This window comes from Flavonifractor sp. An82 (assembly GCF_002159265.1).
Taxonomy (GTDB): Bacteria; Bacillota; Clostridia; order Oscillospirales; family Oscillospiraceae; genus Flavonifractor.
Window position 1 is genome coordinate 17,758 of the sequence record NZ_NFHG01000012.1, and the last position, 19,560, is coordinate 37,317.

The window sequence follows — 19,560 nt, forward strand, 5'->3', positions numbered from 1 at the left end:
GTCAGTTGTCAGCGATGGACTGAATGAGCCCGCACGCCCGGTAGTGCACCAGGGGGTACTCCATCAGGGTCACGCCTTTCTCCTTTGCAAGCTGATAGATATGGCCCAGATGGTCCTCGTCGGACAGGCTGCGGACCAGGATCTTCCACGGCATCCGCCGCAGCAGCACCCGGGTGGCCTCTCCGATGCTGGGCTTGACCAGATTGCGGTCGGCGATGGAGAAATTGCGGCAGATCTGGTCCACCTCCTCCAGGGCGGTGAAGGGCTCCGTCCCCTCCTCCGCCGACAAACAGAGCTTCGCCGTCCCCCGGGCGGGGAAGTGGGCCTCCACCGCCTCGATAAAGGGGTAGGTCAGGTCCTGCTCCCGCAGCTGGGGATAGCAGGCCGCGCCGTGGAAGTCCTCCGGCCCGATCAGGTCCGGGCGGTAGAAGGTCCGGCTCAGCAGCCCCGACACCGTGGAGTTAAGGCAGGAGCTGGCAATGAGGAAGTCGTCGTGGGTCCCGCACTTCTCGGCCAGCCGGGCCGGGTCGGAGAGCACCGCCAGCCCGGCGCTGACGCCGGGGTAGTCCTCCATGGCCTGTTTCAGCTCCCGCTGGATGGCTCCCTTCCCCGTCCAGCCGTCCACAAACTGGATGTGCTCCGGCTTGTGGCGGACCAGGATATACTTCATGGCGTTGCGGTCGATCCCCCTGCCCCGGATGATGGAGATGGTGTAGTGCTTCACATCCACCCCATATTCCCGGGCCAGATACCGCTTGATGAGCACACCGATGGAGGTACCCGCCCGGGCCAGGGAGACCAGCACGGCCTCCGCCCCCTTGTCCTGCCAGATCTGTTGGGCTGCTGAGGCCACCGCCTGGGCGGTCATGGGGGCGTAGCGGGTCAGGGCGTCGTGGTAGGCGGCCAGATAGGCCGGGGAGGGCTCGTATTCCAGGGGCAGCATCTCGGAGTAGTGCACGCCGCTTTGAATGCGCTTCTCCCGCTCCTTGGTGGGCAGGGGCTCCACCAGGCCGGTGATGTCCTTCAGCAGGATCTCTACATCTTGGGGCTTATAGGTACCAAACATGCTGTCCTCCTTGGAGATAAACGACCTTGCGGGCCGGATTAGGTGGGAAGGCCGACAGCAGGGCGCTCAGCGCCCCGGTCCCCGGCTCCGGCGTATCGGATACCACCACGATGCAGTCATAGTCCGCCAGATCATAGAGGTAGGTGGTCCGGCCCTCTTCATAGAAGCTGGGCAGCTTTCTGCCCGAGGTGATGGGGTAGCCCTCCGCGGCGCAGATGCCGATAGGGCTGCGGGTGGTGGCGTGGCAGAACACCTGTCTCCCCTCCCCCAGCTCTTCCAGCGCTTCTCCCAGCACCAGGGCAGGGTACATGCACTCCTCCGTACCCAGCACCAGGGTGCGGCTGTCCGGCGGGAAGGCCGCCCCATTCTGAGCCAGAAAGGCCTCCGCCAGGGCGGCGCAGCCCTGCCGCCACTCCCCCACCGCCAGACCCAGCCGGGGGTCTGCCAGGGCGGGCAGAATCTGCTCTCCCTGACGCAGGGGCCACGGGCGGGCTTCCGCCTCCTCCGCCTCATGGATCTCCAGGGGGGCCACCAGGGCGGTGTAGTCCTCCAGGGGCAGCTTGACCAGATACTCGCTGCGGATGCCCGCCCCCTCCAGAAGGGCCTCATTTTCCGGGGAGACCCGGTTCAGGAGGGAGGCCGCCACAATGCGCTTCTCCCCCAGCACGGGGCAGCGCTTTTTCAGCTCTCCCACCATGTTGCGCAGAGTCTTGCCGGTGGAGATCTCGTCGTCCACCAGGATCACGGTGTCGGTTTCGGGCAGCCAGCGCTCCAGGGCGTCGCCGCTGAGCTTCTGCTCCACCGCGTGGCTGTGCTCCTCCTGGAACTCGATCCACCCCTCCGCCGCCGGGAAGGACTCCCGGGTGGTGTGGAGGTAGATGCAGTCAGGGGAGATCCGCCGGGCCACCGCGGCCCCGATGGCGGTGGCGGTCTCGGCAAAACCGATGACCAGCCGGGCGGTGGGATACCGCCGGGCCAGCTTGTCCCCCAGGGCATCCATCATCTCCAGGGCCCGGGTGGGGGACACCGGGATGTGCTTGGCCTGCAGGGGGTTGACCAGCAGATAGGCCCGCTTGCGGTTGTGGAAGCGCTTGGCAATGCGCAGGGTGTTTTCACGGGTGTACTCAGGCATATGCTGTTTCCTCGCTGTTTGAAATCAGGTTCTGTGGTTCCTGCCGGCCAGGAACCCGAAGGCGGTGCCGCAGACGCCGCCCACAATGTGCATCAGGTTGGCCACGTTGTCCTTCACAAAGAGGATGGAGTAGACCTCCTGCCCCAGGTAGAGGACCCCCACCAGAAGGAGGGTTAGGGGAATGGCCCCTCCCCTCATGCCGGCCAGGGAGGAGAGCATGATAAGCATGAACACGATGCCGCTGGCCCCCAGCAGGGCGGTATGAGGGAAGAGCATGAATTGCAGCACGCCGGAGATGAGGGCGGTAAAGAAGATGGCCAGCAGCAGGGCACGGCTGCCGTATTTCTCCTCCAGAGGGGGCCCCACCACCAGAAGCAGCAGCATATTCCCCAGAAAGTGGCTGAAATCGGCGTGGCCCAGCACATGGCCCACAAAGCGGAACAGAGCCAGGGGGCTCAGGGGCGCCCTGTACACCGAGAAGAGGGCGGTGGTGGTCCAGCCGTTGGTGGCCCTGCCCAGCAGGAGGGCCGCCAGGGACAGGAAAAAGAAGCTGAGGATCACCGGCGAATTGTACTGCAATTTCTTCATGGCTCCCAATCTCCCATTCTTGCAAAAAGGGGCGCCCCCGGCGGGGGCACCCCTTTTGACCTCTTATTTCTTGGGGGTAACCGCCTTGCGCAGCATGTCCACCGGGATCATGGTCACAGCCAGGATGCCCACCACCACCCAGCCGATGGGGGCGAAGGGCACACAGCTGAACATGCTGCTGATCCAGCCGCACACCGCCACAGGCACCAGACCGGCGTTGACGATCAGCGCCTGGATGATGATGATGGCCAAAAACACCTTCATAAAGCCGGTGTTCTCATTCAGGCCCTTGAAGATGGCAAAGCCGTCGTCACGGACATTGAAGCCGTTGAACAGGGCGCTCCAGATGAAGAGCACAAAGTAGGCGGTAAGCTTCTGCTCCGTGGTGGCAAAGAACTGGTCGAAGAAGGGGGCCTTCAGGAACACGAAGCTCAGCACGGTGAGCCACAGGCCCATGGTAAGGATCTGGACCATCATCTCCCGGCTGACGAGGCTCTCGTCCCGGCGGCGGGGGTTCTCGCTCATGTACCGCTCCTGGGCGGGCTCGTTGCCCAGCATAATGGCGCCCAGGCCGTCCATCACCAGGTTGACGAAGAGCAGGTGGGTCACCTTCAGGGGCTCCTCCACCCCGAAGAAGGGGGAGATGGCGCTCACCACCACGGCGGCCACGTTGATCACCAGCTGGAATTTACAGAATTTCAGAATGTTGTGGTAGATGGTGCGGCCGTACCAGATGGCGTCCTTGATGGACTTGAAGTTATCGTCCAGAATGACGATCTTGCCCGCCTCCTTGGCGGCCTCGGTACCGCTGCCCATGGCGAAGCCCACGTCGGCCCGCTTCAGAGCCGGAGAATCGTTGACGCCGTCGCCGGTCATACCCACCACCAGGTTCATCTCCTGGCACAGACGCACCATGCGGGACTTGTCGGTGGGCAGAGCCCGGGCGATGACCCGGATACGGGGGATGATCTCCTTGACCTCCTCGTCGCTGAGCTCATTGAGCTGGCCGGAGGTGAGAGCCACGTCATCCTCGGTCTTGAGCAGGCCGGCGTCCCGGGCGATGGCCACAGCGGTCTCCAGCCGGTCGCCGGTGATCATGACCACCTGGATGCCCGCATGCTGCACCGCCGCGATGGCCTCCCGGGCTTCGGGGCGCACGTCGTCCCGGATGCCCACAAAGCCCACGATGACGGTGTCGTCGTTGATACGGTTCTCGGTCATCTCCTGATTGGAGTAGCCGAAGGCCAGCACACGCATGGACTTGCTGGCCAGCTCGTCGATCTTGGCGTTGATCACGTCCATGGAGAGGGGCCGCTCCTCCCCGCTCATGCTCAGATAGGTGCGGGCACAGGCCAGCAGCCGCTCGGGCGCGCCCTTGTAGAAGGTCTTGCCCAGCTCGCCCAGGTAGGCCTGGCTGAACTTGTTAGCGGAGTTGAAGCTCTGGGCCTTGGTCACGGTACAGGAGTTCTCCAGGCTGTGGAAGGTCTCCGCGCCCAGGAACTTCATCAGGGCCTGGTCGGTGGCGTTGCCGCCGATGACGCCGCCCTGGGCGTCAAACATGGACTGGGTGTTCTTGCCGATGGCCAGGTCCACCAGGCCCTTGATCTTGCCGTGCTGGTTGATCTCGGCCAGGGGGATGGTGATGCCGTCGGCGGTGAAGAACTCCACCACCTCCAGCCGGCCCTTGGTGATGGTGCCGGTCTTGTCGCTGAAGAGAATGTTGAGGGAACCGGCGGTCTCAATGCCCTCGGCCTTGCGGACCAGCACGTTGTGGTCCAGCATCTTGCTGGTGTTCTGCATCAGCACCAGGGAGATCATCAGGGGCAGGCCCTCGGGGACGGCGCACACGATAATGACCACCGCCAGGGACACCGCCTCCACCAGGTCCTTGATGACCTGGGTGGCGCCCAGGGCGAAGTAGGGGCCGATGCCGCCGGCGGACAGGATGTAATAGCCGAAGTAGAGAGCGGCAATGACGATGGCGCCGATGTAGCCGAAGCGGGAGATCATATTGGCCAGGTTGGCCAGCTTGACCTTCAGGGGGGAGTCGGGCTCGTCCTCCTGCATCTCCTCGGCCATTTTGCCCATCATGGTGGACAGGCCCACCTTCTGCACGTCCAGCACGCCCTCGCCGTCGAAGAGGACCGCCCCCCGGAACAGGGAGTGCTTGTCCACAAAGGTATCGCCGGTGATCTCATCGGAGAGCTTGTAGCTCTCGTCGGCGGCCACCTTGGGGCACTCCTCCGCCTCGCCGTTGAGGGCGGAGTTGTCCACCTTGATACTGCCCCACACCAGAATGCCGTCGGCGGGGATCTTGTCGCCCGACTGGAGGAGCACCTTGTCCCCCACCACCACGTCGTCCATGTCGATGACGGTGATGACGCCGTTGCGGTAGACCTTACACTGGTCCTTTTTGGTGCTGTCCTTCAGCTGGCGGTACTTGGTGTCGCTGGCCACGCCGGTCTTGGCGGACACGAAGGCCACGATCAGAATGGCCACGATGGTGCCGATGGGCTCATAGATGTCGGCATAGCCGAAGATACACATGACGATCATCAGCGCCGCGATGGCCAGCAGAATGCGGATCATGGGGTCCCCAAAGGTCTCCTTGAATTCCGCCCAGAAGGTGGTAGGTTCCGAATCCGGGATCAGGTTGCTGCCGTATTTCTGTCGGGATTCGAGAACTTCTTTGTCTGAAAGTCCGTTATAGTGCATATCTCTTTCTCCTATAGACACAGGAAAAGAGAAGCAATGCAATGATTCGCTTCTCTTTCCTGGTCATGCGTTTCGTTGTCCAGGGTGTTTGCCCCGGTCAGAGGCTCAGTAGTAGCGCTTACACAGCTCAGGCAGGCCGGGGTCGGTGGTGGCCTGTCCCACGGCGTTGAACTTCCACTCGCCGTTGTTGCGGTACACCTCGCCGAAAATCATGGCGGTCATGCCGTCATAGTTCTCGGACAGGTTGTAGCGGCACAGCTCCTGGCCGTTGCGGCCGTCCACGATGCGGATGAAGGCGTTCTGGATCATGCCGAAGTTCTGGTGCCGCTGCACCGCCTGATAGATGTTGACCACCATCACGATGCGGTTGTACTCGGCGGGCACCCGCTCCAGTTCGATCATGATCTGCTCGTCGTCGCCCTCGCCGGCGCCGGTCAGGTTGTCGCCCATATGCATGACAGAGCCCGAGCGGTGCTTCAGGTTGCCGAAGTAGACCACATCCTTGCCGTCCACCAGATGTCCGTCCTTCAGCATGAGGGCGGACGCGTCACAGTCGATGGCCTGGGGCTTGGCGGCAAACAGGCCGCCCAAGAGGCCGCCCTTGGAGCGCTGGGCCTCGTCCCAGCCCAGTCCCACGATCACTTTGTTCAGGCCCTCCCGGCCCTCCTTGGTCAGGCTGACCTTCTGGCCTTTCTGCAAGCTGACAGACATCGTCTTTTACCTCCTTATTTTCGTCCTGCCGTCCAGCGCAGTCCCCAGTGGAACGCCTGGTCCAGCGCCTGATGTCCCGGATAGAACTGCACGATCTTCTCTACACTGAAGGTCTCGTCGTTCTGGTTCTCCAGCAGCACCAGGCCGCACATGATCTGTTTGGAATCATAGCTGTCCATTTTTACAATCAGGTCCTCGGCGCCGGGATATTTGATGGTCACCGTGGCGTCTGCCTGCTGCCAGTTGGCCACACCCTCATAGATAAAGGTGTACACCAGGATACGCCTGATCTCGGCGATCCGGTTGCCGTCGATACGCAGGTTCTCGCCGGTGGTTACCGCCCCCGTCCGGTCATCCCCGTCCAGGGAAATGTAGGGTTCCCGCTGCAAAGACCCAAAGGCGTTTCCCAGAGCCTGGACCGTGCCCTTTCTGCCGTTTTTCAGCTCGTACAGGCAGCCCAGATCCAGGTCAATGCCCCCCTTAGGGCCCATGAGGCTGGCAAAAAACCCCTGCTTGGCCGGCTTGGTGTTCCAGTTCAGGTTCACCAGGATCTCTCCCAGACCGGCATTCTGCTTCTTCTGCAGATTGACCTTCCTGCCTTTCTCAAGACTGATTGCCATAGCAGCCTCCTTTTTTACTCCACGTCGATGCCGTAGTTGGCGCACAGGGCCGCCAGGCCGCCCTGGTAGCCGCTGCCGATGGCGTTGAACTTCCACTCGCCGTTGTTCTTGTAGAGCTCGCCGAAGACCGCCGCCGTCTCAATGGAGAAGTCCTCCCCCAGGTCGTAGCGCAGCAGCTCCTGGCCGTTGGTCTCGTCATAGATGCGGATGAAGGCGTTGTTCACCTGGCCGAAATTCTGACGGCGCTCCTCCGCCTCATAGATGGTGACGGTAAAGGCCACCCGGGAGACGTTGGCGGGCACCCGGGTCAGATCCACCTTGATCTGCTCGTCGTCGCCGTCGCCCACACCGGTCAGGTTGTCGCCCAGATGCTCCACCGCGCCGGAGGGGTCCTTCAGGTTGCCGTAGAACACAAAGTCCTCGCTGCGGCCGGCCTTGCCGTTGTCCCCCAGCAGGAAGGCGGCGGCGTCCAGATCGAAGGCTCCGCCGGTATCAAAGGCGTTGACGTCCCAGCCCAGGCCCACCACCACGCGGGAGAGACCGGGGTTATCCTTGGTAAGACTGACCTTCTGGCCCTTTTTCAGACTGACAGGCATAGTGTTTTCCTCCTTTTTTACGCCACTTCGATGCCATAGTGGCCGCACAGAGCCGCCAGGCCGCCCTGGAAGCCGCTGCCGATGGCGTTGAACTTCCACTCGCCGTTGTGGCGGTACAGCTCGCCCACCACGATGGCGGTCTCGATGGAGAAGTCCTCCCCCAGGTCGTAGCGGATCAGATCGGCGCCGCTGGCCATGTCCTGGATGTGGATGTAGGCGTTGGAGACCTGGCCGAAATTCTGGTTGCGCACGTCGGCGTCATAGATAGTCACCGTGAAGGCAATACGCTCCACATTGGCGGGCACCTTGGACAGGTCCACCACGATCTGCTCGTCGTCGCCGTCGCCCTCGCCGGTCAGGTTGTCGCCCATGTGCTTGACGGAGCCGCTGACGTGCTCCAGATTGCCGTAAAACACGAACTCCTTCTCGGTGGGGCACTTGCCGGCGGCGTTGGTCATGAACGCAGCGGCGTCCAGGTCGAAGGCAGCGCCGGAGTCATAGGCGTTGACGTCCCAGCCCAGGCCTACCACGATCTTGGTCAGTCCGGGATTCCCCTTGGTCAGGTCTACTTTTTGTCCCTTGGTCAGATTGATGGGCATAACTGTGAACCTCCTCTTTTTGAATGGTGGTTATTTGCGGTCGGGTACGCTGTATCTGGCATTGAAATCTGCCTTGATGGTCTCCAGGCGCTTCTGGTCCTCAACACGCTGCTTGCGGGCATTCTCCTGGATCTGGCGGGTCTCGTCGATGCCGGAGACGATGGTCTGCCAGGTCTTCTCCAGGGTCTCGATCTTGATGGAGCTGCCCGAGGCCAGCCGGGCGGTCATCTTGGACTGCTCGGCGGTGTTCTGGGCGTTGCGCAGCAGCATCTCGTTGGTGCGCTCGTCCAGGGCGGACATGGCCTCGGCCTGGATGCGCTGGCGCTTGAGCATGATGGCCTGGGTCAGGGCCTGCTTGAACACGGGCAGGGTGATGATAAAGGCGGAATTGATCTTGCGCACCAGGTTCATGTTGCTGAACTGCATGGTCTTGATCATGGGGATGGCCTGCATGGCCACGTTCTCCGCCGTCCGCAGGTCCTGGGTGCGCTGCTCCAGCATCATCAGGGCCTGGTTCAGGGTGGTGATCTCAAACTGGATGGAGTTGTCGCCGCTGGCCTCCATGTCGGCCTGGCGCTGGGCGATATAGGCCTCCAGCTCCCGGCAGCCCTGCTCGCCGGCCAGGATGTACTTCACCAGCTCGTGATAGTAGTTCACGTTGGCCCGGAACATCTCCTCCAGCTTCCGGTTGGACTGCTTGATCTCCGACTCGTACTGCTTGAGCTGGACGTAGATCTTGTCCACCTCCTCGCCCATGGTGTGGTACTTGGCCAGGATCTTGTCCAGCTGCTTGCGCAGGTTGCCGAAGAGCTTGCCGAAGAAGCCGGGGTTCTCCTTGATCTCCTCAATGTCGAACTTGTCCATGATCTTGGCCAGAGTAACCAGCATGGCGCTGGACTCGTCCAGCTGGGACATGTTCATGCTGTTGAGCACCACATCGGAGCACTTGGAGATCTCCTCCGCCGCACCGGCGCCGAAGGAGACAATGGACTCCAGGTTGTATACCTCGATCTGGCTGGCCAGCCGATCCACCTCCGGGGAATTGGTCAGGCTCTGGTTCATCTGCTGGCGGTCGGCCACAATGTCATACTGCTGGTAGTTCTCCTGCTCCGCGGGCAGGGAAGCGCCCTGCTGGCTCTGAACCGGGGCCGGGCTGGCGGCGGGTCGTGTAAAATCCAATCCCATCTTCATAAGCTCCTTCCGAATAGTTTTCTAATGGAACTCAAGCCACCTTCCTGGAGAGTACGGAAATCGGGCACCGACAGGTCGTACAGGTACTCTCCGGTCTGAAGCTCGTTGACGTATCCCTGGGGGAAATATTTCTCCACACACTGGTAGCCGGTGGGCACGAAAAAGACGATGTCAAAGCCCACCAGGTTGAGGAAAGCCACCAGGATGCTGTCCTCCAGCGAGAGGATCTTCTCCGTGGTGTTGATCAGGATCAGCTTGGGATTTTTCTTGGTGAAGTCAAACTTCTGGATGCTGCGCAGCAGGTCCTTGCTCAGGTTGAGCACCGTGGCCAGCACGGTGTACTCCGTGCCGTTCTCATAGGTGCCGGCAATGATCCGCTGGTCCAGCATCAGCTGGACCTTGTCCAGCAGGTGCTCCTGCATCTCGGGCCGCAGGATGCTGTATGGATAGGCCTTGTGGGCCTTGATCTTGTTCTTCAAAACCCGCCCGTGCTGCAAAAACTGGGTGACAAAGGGCTTGATGGGGTTGGCGTCCAGCCCGGTCAGCCAGGGCAGGCCCCGCACCACCGTGGTATCCGGGGTGATGAGCTTCTTCAGCTCCTGCCAGTAGGGGCCGGTCTGCCCGTCCTTCACGCCGCATACCTTGGCCAGCAGCACCGGGATGGTGACGGTATCGTTGAGCACCGTGAAGCTGGGGCGGTACTTGACCTCCTGGTCCCACAGCAGGGCGATCTCCTCATACATGGTGCGCAGGGTCACGGTCTCGGCCCGCTGATACTGCTGGTTGCGGAACATACCGCTGTCCTGGTACATGAGGGTATCCAGGTCCCGCTCGGCCTGGTAGGCGGCTGTGCTCACCCGCACCTGAGAGGGCTCCCCCGGGAAGCGCTCCATGGGTAGGGAGTCCCCAAACTCCAGGGTCAGCAGGGTGGGGTCACTGAGGGTGCAGCCCTCGTTCCGGTTGGGGATGAGGAGCACCACATCCACCGGAAGCCGGGCCAGAAACCGCAGGAACAGGGCCTCGTTAGCAGAGGCGCACTTGCCGAAGAGGAGGAAGACGGCCACCTCCGGCATCTTCCACCGGCCGAAGAGCTCCTTCTGGTAGCGTCTGAGCCACACCAGCAGGTACACCGCCCGGTTGGTCAGCCGGGAGAGGGAGCCCTCACAGTGTTTGGACTCCTCCAGGATCAGGTCCACAAAGGCCTTGACCATGAGCCGCTGGAGGTCGGCGCTCTCGGGATACTGGATGTTGGGGACCAGCCCCGCCGCCAGCTGGTCGGCGTTCTGGTAGTTCTGCCGCCGGATGGCGGAGATCTCCTCCGGCGTGGGGGCCGGGATGCCGCCGTTGAGCAGGCACACCCTTCGTCCCTCGCTCTTGAGCTGCTGGTAGAAGGTAAACAGGTCGTTGGAGAAGAGCAGCTTGTCCTCCACGCCGTGTTGGAAGAGAAAGGCATTACAGAAAAAGCGGCTGTCCGTTCCCCGATCCCGGAAGGGCGTGAGCACCTCCCCCAGCTGGGGCTTTTTCATCCAGGCGTTGGTGCAGTTGGTCACGGCGGGAGGCGTGCCGTAGAGCCGCTGTCGGTTGGCCTGCTTCATCAGCTCCTGCTGGAGCCATTTCAGATTGAACTGCTCGGGGAAGGGGGTCATATCGGGAGTCTGCCAGAGGGTGGTCCAGGCGGACTGGCTGTCCAGCTGCAGGTAGGGGCCGTCCCCCGCCCGCTCCAGCAGCACGATGTCCGCCCCGGCCCGGGAGAGCACCAGCAGCAGCTGTAATTCGTAGTGGCTCACCGAGCCGTCATAGAGGATCTTGGGCAGGGTCTCGCTGCCCAGCTGGTTCACAATGCGCTCAAACTTGTAGTAGAGCCAGCACATGTATTTGATATATGCGTTGCGCAGCATGTTCTCGTTCTTGCCGCTGCGCTGCATGTCCTGTAACGTAGAATAAATGGCGGACACCACCGTCTCCCGCTGTCCCTGGGACATCCGGGGCAGCCACTTGGCCAGACGCTGGTCCAGAAAAGCGGGGGCCATCTGGAACTGAGCGCCCATCATTTCAGAGAAGTAAGCCAGCTGATTGGTGTCCGGGTTGGGGATCCTGCCGTCGATGATGACGCCGTTGCGCCGGGCGGCCTCGTAATACTGCTTCACAAAGGCCTCCACCTCGGGGCTGTACCCCGCAATGCGGCAGAAATACACACCCTTTTCCCGGCGGCCGGACAGGGGAAGGAAGAAGTCATTCAGTTGTCCCGGCTCCACACGTTTCAGCATCACGGCAAACTTCCCCAACCATTTCTTAAAATATGTTATATTATAGCATCTTCCTGATATTTTTCAACAGGCATGCCCTAGGATTTCTGTCAGGATTTGGTGACAGAATCCAAACACAGAGGCAGGACTGTCCATTTCCTTCCGCCGCGGTTTGTGGTAGAATATATAAGCTTGCCTGTATCCCTGCCGCCGGCGGGGAGGATTACGCTGCACAAAAGAGGGATATCAATGGTTCCACCCATCAGTGGTTACGACGTGGGCGCCCTGCTGTACTGCCCGGCCAACGCCCACCAGAGCATTGCCGACGCCCTGCGGGATGAGCGCTACCCCAAGCCCTTCTCCCTGGCCTTCTGCCTGGAGGACACGGTGGCGGAGGGGGCGGTGGAGGAGGCCGAGGAGGCGCTCTTCCACACCCTGGAGCAGATCAGCCGCTACAAGGCCCGGCAGGAATTTTACCTTCCCCTGATTTTTATCCGGGTGCGCAGCCCCCAGCAGCTGAAAAAGCTGGCGGAGCGCTACAGCCCCTTTGCCTCCGTTCTGCGGGGCTTTATCCTGCCCAAATTCTTTGTGGACAACTGCGCTGACTACATCCAGGCCATCCGGGAGATCTCCCTCCGGTGGCCGGAGTACCGGTACATGCCCATTTTTGAGGCCGCCGCCATGATCGACCTGTCCACCCGCTATCAGAACCTGGCCCGGGTGAAGGAACAGCTGGAGACGGTGTCCGACCGCATCCTCAACATCCGGGTGGGGGGCAACGACCTGTCCCACGCCTTCGGCCTGCGCAGGTCGGTCCGCGACACCATCTACGACGTCAGGCCGGTGGCCCACCTGCTCATCGACATCGTCACCACCTTCGCCACAGAGTATGTGGTCTCCGGCCCGGTGTGGGAGTACTTCGCCGGGGAGGGCTGGGAGGCCGGCCTGCGGCGGGAGCTGGCCCAGGACCTGCTCAGCGGTTTTGTGGGAAAGACGGTGATCCACCCCAATCAGATCCCCGTGGTCAACGACATGCTGAAGGTATCCTGCCGGGATTATGAGGACGCCTGCCACATCCTGGGCTGGGACCGGGACGCCGGCCTGCTGGTCTCCGCCAGCCCTGACGCCACCCGCATGGACGAGTTCAAGACCCACTCCAACTGGGCCAACCGCATCCTCCACCTGGCCCGGGCCTACGGCGTTCGGGAAGAATAACTCTTTGCATATAAAAATGCCCGGCTCCCCATGGGAGCCGGGCATTTTCATGTTATGAGGCCGGGAATCACTCCCCCCGTGCCTCCAGGTTGCGCCGCAGGGGGGCGGGGCCCCGCCAGGCAAAGGCCCGGTCGCCGTACCTCTCCCGAAAGGTCCGGTTGGTGAGCCCTTCCAGGTCGGCCCCCTCCAGAGCGTCCACCAGCCCTTCCCGGAACTCGGGCAGGGGGGACAGGGCGGGGGCAGCGTTGTAGGGGCACACCTGCTGGCAGGTGTCGCACCCCCAGATCAGGGGGTGGTTCTTCAGCAGGGCTCCCTGATCCGCCGTCAGCTCCCCCTTCCGCTGGGTCAGCTCGGACAGGCAGCGGTCCAGGTCCACCCCCGCCTCCTCCAGGGCGCCCCCGGGGCAGGCGATCAGACACTTGCCGCAGCCCACACAGTGGGCAGATGGGGTACGGGAGGGCAGGTCCACCTCTACGTCGGTGAGGATGGTCCCCAGGAACACATAGGAGCCGTAGGGGGGCAAAATCACCAGCCCGTTCTTCCCCCGCAGGCCAATGCCGCACCGCCAGGCCGCCTGCCGCTCGGGCAGAGGAGAGTTGTCGGCGGCGGGCAAAAACGCCCCATTCTGGTATTTCTCTTTCAAAAAATTACAGATCGTATTCAATCTTCCGGTGACCACCTGGTGATAATCCCGCCCCCGGGCATAGAGGGACAGGTTGCCCGGCCGCTCCCCGGCGTAGTAGGGGAAGGCGGCCACCAGCACCGTGCGGGGGCTGGGGCACAGCTCCTCCACCTTTACAATAGCCGCTGGGGGCATATCTTCCGCCAGTTCCGAAAACGGCAAGCCGCCCCAGGCGGCGGCGCCTGCGGCGGCAAAAGCCTCATTGAGCATGGTCACGGTCGTACTTGTCCAGGGCCTGCCGGGCCAGCACCCCGTCTGGGATGCAGGGCTCGGGGCCGTTCTTCCGCTTCTGGGCGGTCTCGCAGCCCTTGCCCGCCAGCAGCACCACAGCGGGACGTTGGGCCTCCAGGATGGCGGTCTCCACCGCCCGCTCCCGGTCGGGAATGACAGTGTAGTCCTTGTTCCACCGCTTGAGGAAGACGCCGATATCGGCGCAGATGTCCTCCACCTCCTCGGGGCCGGGATCGTCCTCGGTGAGGATGATGCGGTGGGCCCACTCACCGGCGGCGTTGCCCATACCCTCCCGGCGGTCGATGCCCTTGCCGCCGGTGCAGCCGAAGAGCACCGTCAGCTGCCGGTCGGGGTACTCCGCCCGCACCGAGCGCAGGGCGTTCTGCAGGCTCATGCCGTTGTGGGAGTAGTCCACGATGACCGAGATCTGGCCGTCGGCACTGACATAGTGCTCCATGCGGCCGGGGACGAAAGCCTTTACCAGGCCCTCCTTCACCGCCTCCTGAGGGATGCCGTAGGCGCAGGCCACCGCCACGGCGGCCAGGGCGTTCTCCACGTTGAACAGGCCGGGGGTGGAGATGGCCAGGTCCCCCTCATAGTCGGGGGTGCGGACATGGAAGGCGATCTGGTTGCCCTCCTTGCGGACGTTGGTACCGTACACCGTGGCGGCGGGGTCCTTCTGGGAGAAGGTGATCACCCGCTCACACCGGGCGGCGGCAGAGGCCACCTCAGCGGCGTGGTCGCAGTCCATGGAAATACAGGCGGTTTTCGCCTGCCGGAAAATGAGCAGCTTGGATTGGAGATAGTCTTCCAGATCGGGGTGCTCCACCGGGGAGATGTGGTCCTCCCCGATGTTGAGGAAGACGGCGCAGGACAGATCCACTCCAATGACACGGCCATACTTCAGGGCCTGGGAGGATACCTCCATGGTGAGGTAGTCCGCCCCGGCGGTGACGGCGTTGGACAGGTGGCGCTGGAGGTCCAGAGGCTCCGGGGTGGTGAGCTTGGCGGGCTTGCGTTCCAGGCCGTCGTCGGTGACGATGGTGGACAGCAGAGCGCTCTCCCGGTGGCCCTGAGAAGCCAGCCAGGTATCCACGATGGATTTGATATAGTAGGCCGTGGTGGTCTTGCCCTTGGTGCCGGTGATGCCGGTGATGGTCAGCTTGCCGGAGGGGTGGCCGTAGCTGAGGTCGGCCAGCAGGCCCATGGCCTGCCGGATATCGGTGACCTGCAGGCAGGGCAGGGGCACGTTGGGATAGGGGGTCTCGCTGACGTACACGAAGGCGCCCTTGTCCATGGCCTGGCGCAGGTAGTCCTCCTTGAATTTGGCCCCCTTGCACACGAAGAGGGTGTGGGGGATGACCACCTGGGAATCACAGGACACCAGGGCCACCGGCGCACTCAGGTCGGCGGGGATGGGGCCCTTCTGGACCAGCAGGTCATGGCGCAGCAGCAGCTGCACATAGTCGCCCAGGGGGCGGCGCAGATCGGTCATTTCAGTTCACCACCATGTGAAAGTAAGTTTTGCGCAAAGCGGGCGGCTGTCAGCCGCCCGCCCTTTTGTTGCCTCATACCATCCGCAGCTTGTAGCCGCAGGCGGTGATACACCGCTGGGCCAGCACGTCCATGGCGTCCAGATAGTAGTCGGGCAGGCCGTGGTAGGTACGGTAGACACTCAGCTCGGTACAGGCCAGAATGGCGCTGTCGCACCCGGCCTCCCGGAGCCAGCGGTCAATGACGGCGAATTTCTCCCGGGAGCCCTTTTCCCCCCGCTTGATCTCGTCGTAGATGATGCTCATGACCAGCTTCTGGATCTGCTCCGGAGGGGAGACTCCCAGCAGGCCCTGGGCGGCGCACTCCTTCTGGTACACCCCGGTCTGGACGGTGCCGTCGGTACCCAGTATACCCACCTTGCGCTTGCCCTCCGCCGTCAGCACACCCACGGTCTCCCGGGGCATGTGGACCAGGGGGATGGAGATATCCTCCTGGAGCCGGTCGGCAAAGTAGTGGGAGGTGTTGCAGGGAATGGCCAGCACGGTGCAGCCGCCCCCCTCCAGCAGCCGGGCTCCCGAGAGCAGCCGCCGGTAACAGCCCTCCGCGTCGCCCCCCAGAATGGCGGTGGTGCGGTCGGGCATGGAGGTGTCGCTCCAGATCAGGGTGGGCAGGTGCTCCTGGTCGCAGGAGGCGTCGGTCTTGTCCAGAATGCGCTGATAAAAGTCCTGGGTGGCCTGGGGGCCCATGCCGCCCAGGATACCCAATCTCTGTTCACTCATCTAACTTTCTCCATACAAGAGGCATACCAGCCCACATAACGGCGCTGGCCCTTCATGATGCGCAGAGTACGTACCAGGCCGTTGTCCGGCTTATAGAACAGGGGGTTGACCACGGCGCCCCGGGACTCCAGGGTGCGCATCTCCTCGTGATACTTGGGATTGACGTAGTCGTAGGCCACCTTGGGGGGAATGACCCACCACAGGTGCCGGTTCTTGGCGATGGTCAGCTTGCCCTCACGGCCCAGCACCCGGTCCTCCACCAGGCACTTGGCCAGGTTGTAGCCCGCGCCGGTGACGTAATAGTTGGACCGGCCCTGGCGGCAGTTAATCTCAAAGGCCTTGAACTTGCCGTCCCGCTGGTCGTACTTGATGTCGAAGTTGGAGAAGCCGGTAAACCGGATGGCCTCCAGGAAATTTTTCAGCTTTTCACACAGCTCAGGCTCGGGCTCGGTGATGATGACGGCGTGGTTGCCGATGGCGTGGGCGGTGTGCTCCTCCAGCAGCACGTGGCCCACGCACATGAGGCGCACCTTGCCGTCGGCGCCGGAGTAGTTGGTGACCACCCGCATGTAGCTGTCGTCGCCGGGGATGAAGTCCTGGATGATGAGGGAGTCCTCATAGCCGGCGTTGTAGATGTCGTCAATGACGGCGTCCACCTCTTCCCGGGTCTGGAGGACGTAGGCCTTCTTTTGGGTGGGGAAGGGATGCTTCCAGTAGGTGTCCGACTCGGCGGGCTTGACCACGAAGGGGCCCTCGAAGGGCAGGGTGAAGCCGTGGCCCTCCCCCTTGTGGTAGACATAGGTGGCGGGGCGGTCAATGCCGTACTGATCGCACAGCTCGTAGAACTTCTCCTTGTGGATCAGGGTCTCCAGCATGGACAGGTCCACATAGGGGGCGATGACGTTCTCCGGATAGTTGGGCAGGTTGGCGGAGATGGAGTTGAGGTAGTTGTCCCCGCAGCCCAGCACCAGGATCTTCTTGTCCGGGTGCTCCCGGGCCACCTCGGTGACGTTCTCCAGCACCTTGTCCACCCGGTCGTTGTTCTCCCGCACCCGGTAGTCAATGATCTTGCTGCCGGCGCACACGCTGGCGGGGTACATGCCGTACACCACCGACTTGACGCCGTAGGCCTCGTGGAAGGCCCGTGCCATGCTGTAGGCGTTGATGTCCGAGCCCAGCAGCACGGGCACAAAGTTAATTGCAGCCATTGTAAAATGCCTCCTGAAAGCTAATCTCATACCAATGCTCGCCCATGGGAATGACCTGGGCGCAGTAATGTCCCGCCACGTAGGCGGCCTGGGTCTCGGTGAGCCGCAGCTCCCGCCGCAGCACCTCGCCTCCGGCGAAGCACCGGGACAGCAGCCGGTCCAGCTCGGGGTCCGGCGCGGTAACAGGGATCGTCATAGTCTCTCTCCTTTATGACGCGGAAACGGGCCGTCGGGAACGGACCGCAGACGGCTTGTTATCCAGCGGCGCGCTTCACCTGATACACGCCCTGGATCTGGCCCAGCTTGTTGATGACGGCGGTGAGCTCGGTGTGGTCCTTCACCTCCAGCACAATGCTGACGGTGGCGTACCCGTCGGGCATGGAGCGGGCGGACAGGCTGGTGGTCTTGGCCTTCATGGTGGACAGGGCCATGGCCACATCCAGGGTGAGGCCGTCCCGGTCCTTGGCGGCGATCTCCAGGGAGGTGCGGTAGGTGGCCAGCTCCCCGGTGGCCCAGGACACCTTGATCCAGCGGCCTGCCTCCTCCGGCTTGCGCTTCTCTGGGGAGGCGTTGGGGCAGTCTGCCCGATGGACCGACACACCGAAGCCCCGGGTGATGAAGCCCACTACCGGGTCCCCGGGCACGGGGGTGCAGCACTTGGCGAACTTCACCAGGCAGTTGTCGATGCCCTCCACGATGATGCCGCTCTGGTCGTGCTTACCGGTCTTGACGGGCACGGGGGGCGGATTGCCGGTGGCGGGATAGATGGCATCGGCCTGCTGGGCCGTCTTTTCGGCGGCGGCCTGCTCGGCGTGGAGCCGGTTGAGCCGGGTCATCTCGTCCTTGACCCGCACCACCGCCTTCTGGGCGGACATGCCGCCGTAGCCGATGGCGGCGTACAGCTCATCCAGGGTGCCGAAGCGCACCTTCTTGAGAATGAAGGGGAGCACATCCTCGGCGGTGATGGCCGCCAGGGACAGGCCCACATGCTTGAGCTCCGACTCGAAGGAGGCCCGGCCGGTGGCGATGTTCTCCTCCCGGCGCTCCTTCTTGAACCACTGGCGGATCTTGTTGCGGGCCTCGTTGGACTTGCAGATCTTCATCCAGTCCCGGCTGGGGCCGTGGGCCGACTTGGAGGTGATGACCTCCACGATGTCGCCGTTTTTCAGGGGGGTGTCGAAGGTGACCATGCGGCCGTTGATCTTGGCCCCTGTCATGTGGTTGCCCACGGCGGAGTGGATGTTGTAGGCAAAGTCGATGGGGGTGGCCCCGGCGGGCAGGTTGATAACGTCGCCCCGGGGGGTGAACACAAAGACCTCGTCGGAGAACAGGTCCACCCGCATGGTGCGCACGAATTCCTCGGCGTCCACGTCCTGCTGGCTCTCCAGCAGCTTGCGCACCCACTCAAAGGCCTCCTCGGTACCCAGCTTGGCGTTGGCCATACCCTGCTTGTACTTCCAGTGGGCGGCGATGCCGTACTCGGCGGTGTGGTGCATCTCCCAGGTGCGGATCTGCACCTCGAAGGGGATGCCGTCCCGGCCGATGACGGTGGTGTGAAGGGACTGATAGCCGTTGGGCTTGGGGGTGCCGATGTAGTCCTTGAACCGGCCCAGCACCGGGTTGAACAGGTCGTGGATCACGCCCAGCACATTGTAGCACTCGGAGATGTCGTCCACAATGACCCGGAAGGCGTAGAGATCGAAAATCTCGTCCATGGTCTTGTTCTGGGTGTACATCTTGCGGTAGATGGAGTAGGCGTGCTTCACCCGGCCGTAGATGGTACAGTGGATGCCCTCGGCGTCCAGCCGCTCCTGGATGCGCCGCTGGACGGTGGCCAGGAACTCCTCGTGGGCGGCGGAACGGGCGGCCAGCTCATCGGAGATCTCCTTGTAGCCCACCGGGTCCAGGTAGCGCAGGGAGGTGTCCTCCAGCTCCCACTTGATGCGCTGCATACCTAAGCGGTGGGCGATAGGGGCGTAGATCTCCATGGTCTCCAGAGCCTTCTCCTTCTGCTTCTTGGGAGACTGGTACTCCATGGTGCGCATATTGTGGAGCCGGTCGCAGATCTTGATGAGGATCACCCGGATGTCCTTGGCCATGGCCATGAGCATCTTGCGCAGGTTCTCCATCTGCTCCTCTTCCTTGGAGGTATACTGTACCCTCGTCAGCTTGGTGACGCCCTCCACCAGGTCGGCCACCACCGCGCCGAAGAGCTTGGCGATCTCCTCATGGGTGGAGCCGGTATCCTCGATACAGTCGTGGAGCAGGGCGGCAATGATGGAGTCGGTGTCCAGCTCCAGCTCGGCCACGATCTCGGCCACCGCCAGGGGATGGGTGATATAGGGCGATCCGTCCTTGCGCAGCTGCCCGGAGTGGGCATTGTCCGCGTAGGTGAAGGCGCTGAACAGGCGCTGGGTGTCCAGCGCCGGGTTGTATGTTTTGATTTTGTCCTCGAGAGCCTGATAACGCTCCAGGATGGGGTCCATA

Annotated in this window: 17 protein-coding genes; 1 reads left to right on the forward strand and 16 read right to left on the reverse strand. The window is 62.7% G+C overall.

Going from position 1 to position 19,560, the window contains the following annotated elements:
- Nucleotide 1: 1 nt before the first annotated feature.
- The 10 genes from B5G34_RS12060 to B5G34_RS12105 all read right to left on the reverse strand — a co-directional run bounded on the left by B5G34_RS12060 (nt 2) and on the right by B5G34_RS12105 (nt 11,485).
- Nucleotides 2-1,066 carry a cysteine protease StiP family protein gene (locus B5G34_RS12060; protein WP_087337722.1) on the reverse strand — a complete coding sequence of 355 codons (1,065 nt, stop codon included), beginning with the start codon at nt 1,064-1,066 and terminating at the stop codon, nt 2-4.
- On the reverse strand, nt 1,050-2,198 hold the full coding sequence (locus B5G34_RS12065; protein ID WP_087337724.1) for a phosphoribosyltransferase domain-containing protein: 1,149 nt from the start codon (nt 2,196-2,198) through the stop codon (nt 1,050-1,052). Before B5G34_RS12065 ends, B5G34_RS12060 begins: the two co-directional genes overlap by 17 nt.
- A gap of 24 nt (nt 2,199-2,222) precedes the next feature.
- The gene (locus B5G34_RS12070) at nt 2,223-2,786 is read right to left on the reverse strand and encodes a rhomboid family intramembrane serine protease (RefSeq protein WP_087337727.1); all 564 of its coding nucleotides are present in this window, start codon (nt 2,784-2,786) and stop codon (nt 2,223-2,225) included.
- 63 nt (nt 2,787-2,849) lie between these two features.
- The gene (locus B5G34_RS12075; protein WP_087337730.1) at nt 2,850-5,501 is read right to left on the reverse strand and encodes a calcium-translocating P-type ATPase, PMCA-type; all 2,652 of its coding nucleotides are present in this window, start codon (nt 5,499-5,501) and stop codon (nt 2,850-2,852) included.
- A 105-nt stretch (nt 5,502-5,606) separates the two neighbouring features.
- Nucleotides 5,607-6,212 carry a TerD family protein gene (locus B5G34_RS12080; protein ID WP_087337733.1) on the reverse strand — a complete coding sequence of 202 codons (606 nt, stop codon included), beginning with the start codon at nt 6,210-6,212 and terminating at the stop codon, nt 5,607-5,609.
- A gap of 14 nt (nt 6,213-6,226) precedes the next feature.
- A complete protein-coding gene (locus B5G34_RS12085; protein ID WP_087337736.1) occupies nt 6,227-6,832 on the reverse strand; it encodes a TerD family protein in 606 nt (201 codons plus the stop codon).
- A 14-nt stretch (nt 6,833-6,846) separates the two neighbouring features.
- The gene (locus tag B5G34_RS12090; RefSeq protein WP_087337739.1) at nt 6,847-7,428 is read right to left on the reverse strand and encodes a TerD family protein; all 582 of its coding nucleotides are present in this window, start codon (nt 7,426-7,428) and stop codon (nt 6,847-6,849) included.
- A 17-nt stretch (nt 7,429-7,445) separates the two neighbouring features.
- Nucleotides 7,446-8,027 carry a TerD family protein gene (locus B5G34_RS12095; protein ID WP_087337741.1) on the reverse strand — a complete coding sequence of 194 codons (582 nt, stop codon included), beginning with the start codon at nt 8,025-8,027 and terminating at the stop codon, nt 7,446-7,448.
- A 30-nt stretch (nt 8,028-8,057) separates the two neighbouring features.
- A complete protein-coding gene (locus B5G34_RS12100; RefSeq protein WP_343286571.1) occupies nt 8,058-9,212 on the reverse strand; it encodes a toxic anion resistance protein in 1,155 nt (384 codons plus the stop codon).
- A gap of 2 nt (nt 9,213-9,214) precedes the next feature.
- Nucleotides 9,215-11,485 carry a YceG family protein gene (locus tag B5G34_RS12105; protein ID WP_087337749.1) on the reverse strand — a complete coding sequence of 757 codons (2,271 nt, stop codon included), beginning with the start codon at nt 11,483-11,485 and terminating at the stop codon, nt 9,215-9,217.
- Between the two features lie 228 nt (nt 11,486-11,713).
- Here B5G34_RS12105 and B5G34_RS12110 point away from each other — a divergent pair, with 228 nt between their 5' ends.
- Nucleotides 11,714-12,679, forward strand: a complete 966-nt coding sequence (locus B5G34_RS12110) for an HpcH/HpaI aldolase/citrate lyase family protein (RefSeq protein ID WP_087337752.1) — start codon at nt 11,714-11,716, stop codon at nt 12,677-12,679.
- A 67-nt stretch (nt 12,680-12,746) separates the two neighbouring features.
- On the opposite strand, the gene B5G34_RS12115 is transcribed toward B5G34_RS12110, so the two are convergent.
- The 6 genes from B5G34_RS12115 to B5G34_RS12140 all read right to left on the reverse strand — a co-directional run bounded on the left by B5G34_RS12115 (nt 12,747) and on the right by B5G34_RS12140 (nt 19,559).
- A complete protein-coding gene (locus tag B5G34_RS12115) occupies nt 12,747-13,571 on the reverse strand; it encodes a QueG-associated DUF1730 domain-containing protein (RefSeq protein WP_087337962.1) in 825 nt (274 codons plus the stop codon).
- Complete coding sequence (gene murE / locus B5G34_RS12120; protein ID WP_087337755.1) at nt 13,561-15,087, reverse strand: UDP-N-acetylmuramyl-tripeptide synthetase; 1,527 nt, start codon at nt 15,085-15,087, stop codon at nt 13,561-13,563. Before murE ends, B5G34_RS12115 begins: the two co-directional genes overlap by 11 nt.
- 73 nt (nt 15,088-15,160) lie before the next feature.
- The gene (locus B5G34_RS12125; protein WP_087337758.1) at nt 15,161-15,865 is read right to left on the reverse strand and encodes an amino acid racemase; all 705 of its coding nucleotides are present in this window, start codon (nt 15,863-15,865) and stop codon (nt 15,161-15,163) included.
- Entirely contained in the window at nt 15,862-17,073 is a 1,212-nt protein-coding gene (locus tag B5G34_RS12130) for an ATP-grasp domain-containing protein (protein WP_087337761.1), read from the reverse strand. Before B5G34_RS12130 ends, B5G34_RS12125 begins: the two co-directional genes overlap by 4 nt.
- Nucleotides 17,060-17,269: a hypothetical protein gene (locus tag B5G34_RS12135; protein ID WP_087337764.1), complete on the reverse strand. Its 210-nt coding sequence runs from the start codon at nt 17,267-17,269 to the stop codon at nt 17,060-17,062. Before B5G34_RS12135 ends, B5G34_RS12130 begins: the two co-directional genes overlap by 14 nt.
- A gap of 58 nt (nt 17,270-17,327) precedes the next feature.
- Nucleotides 17,328-19,559, reverse strand: coding sequence for a bifunctional (p)ppGpp synthetase/guanosine-3',5'-bis(diphosphate) 3'-pyrophosphohydrolase (locus B5G34_RS12140; protein WP_087337768.1), 2,232 nt, complete (start codon nt 19,557-19,559; stop codon nt 17,328-17,330).
- Nucleotide 19,560: the final 1 nt, after the last annotated feature.

What these genes read in the sequence shown, in the direction of transcription:
- B5G34_RS12060 (WP_087337722.1), bottom strand. Translation starts at nt 1,066, where the DNA reads ATGTTTGGTACCTATAAGCCCCAAGATGTAGAGATCCTGCTGAAGGAC.
- B5G34_RS12065 (WP_087337724.1), bottom strand. Translation starts at nt 2,198, where the DNA reads ATGCCTGAGTACACCCGTGAAAACACCCTGCGCATTGCCAAGCGCTTC.
- B5G34_RS12070 (WP_087337727.1), bottom strand. Translation starts at nt 2,786, where the DNA reads ATGAAGAAATTGCAGTACAATTCGCCGGTGATCCTCAGCTTCTTTTTC.
- B5G34_RS12075 (WP_087337730.1), bottom strand. Translation starts at nt 5,501, where the DNA reads ATGCACTATAACGGACTTTCAGACAAAGAAGTTCTCGAATCCCGACAG.
- B5G34_RS12080 (WP_087337733.1), bottom strand. Translation starts at nt 6,212, where the DNA reads ATGTCTGTCAGCTTGCAGAAAGGCCAGAAGGTCAGCCTGACCAAGGAG.
- B5G34_RS12085 (WP_087337736.1), bottom strand. Translation starts at nt 6,832, where the DNA reads ATGGCAATCAGTCTTGAGAAAGGCAGGAAGGTCAATCTGCAGAAGAAG.
- B5G34_RS12090 (WP_087337739.1), bottom strand. Translation starts at nt 7,428, where the DNA reads ATGCCTGTCAGTCTGAAAAAGGGCCAGAAGGTCAGTCTTACCAAGGAT.
- B5G34_RS12095 (WP_087337741.1), bottom strand. Translation starts at nt 8,027, where the DNA reads ATGCCCATCAATCTGACCAAGGGACAAAAAGTAGACCTGACCAAGGGG.
- B5G34_RS12100 (WP_343286571.1), bottom strand. Translation starts at nt 9,212, where the DNA reads ATGGGATTGGATTTTACACGACCCGCCGCCAGCCCGGCCCCGGTTCAG.
- B5G34_RS12105 (WP_087337749.1), bottom strand. Translation starts at nt 11,485, where the DNA reads ATGCTGAAACGTGTGGAGCCGGGACAACTGAATGACTTCTTCCTTCCC.
- B5G34_RS12110 (WP_087337752.1), top strand. Translation starts at nt 11,714, where the DNA reads ATGGTTCCACCCATCAGTGGTTACGACGTGGGCGCCCTGCTGTACTGC.
- B5G34_RS12115 (WP_087337962.1), bottom strand. Translation starts at nt 13,571, where the DNA reads ATGCTCAATGAGGCTTTTGCCGCCGCAGGCGCCGCCGCCTGGGGCGGC.
- murE (WP_087337755.1), bottom strand. Translation starts at nt 15,087, where the DNA reads ATGACCGATCTGCGCCGCCCCCTGGGCGACTATGTGCAGCTGCTGCTG.
- B5G34_RS12125 (WP_087337758.1), bottom strand. Translation starts at nt 15,865, where the DNA reads ATGAGTGAACAGAGATTGGGTATCCTGGGCGGCATGGGCCCCCAGGCC.
- B5G34_RS12130 (WP_087337761.1), bottom strand. Translation starts at nt 17,073, where the DNA reads ATGGCTGCAATTAACTTTGTGCCCGTGCTGCTGGGCTCGGACATCAAC.
- B5G34_RS12135 (WP_087337764.1), bottom strand. Translation starts at nt 17,269, where the DNA reads ATGACGATCCCTGTTACCGCGCCGGACCCCGAGCTGGACCGGCTGCTG.
- B5G34_RS12140 (WP_087337768.1), bottom strand. Translation starts at nt 19,559, where the DNA reads ATGGACCCCATCCTGGAGCGTTATCAGGCTCTCGAGGACAAAATCAAA.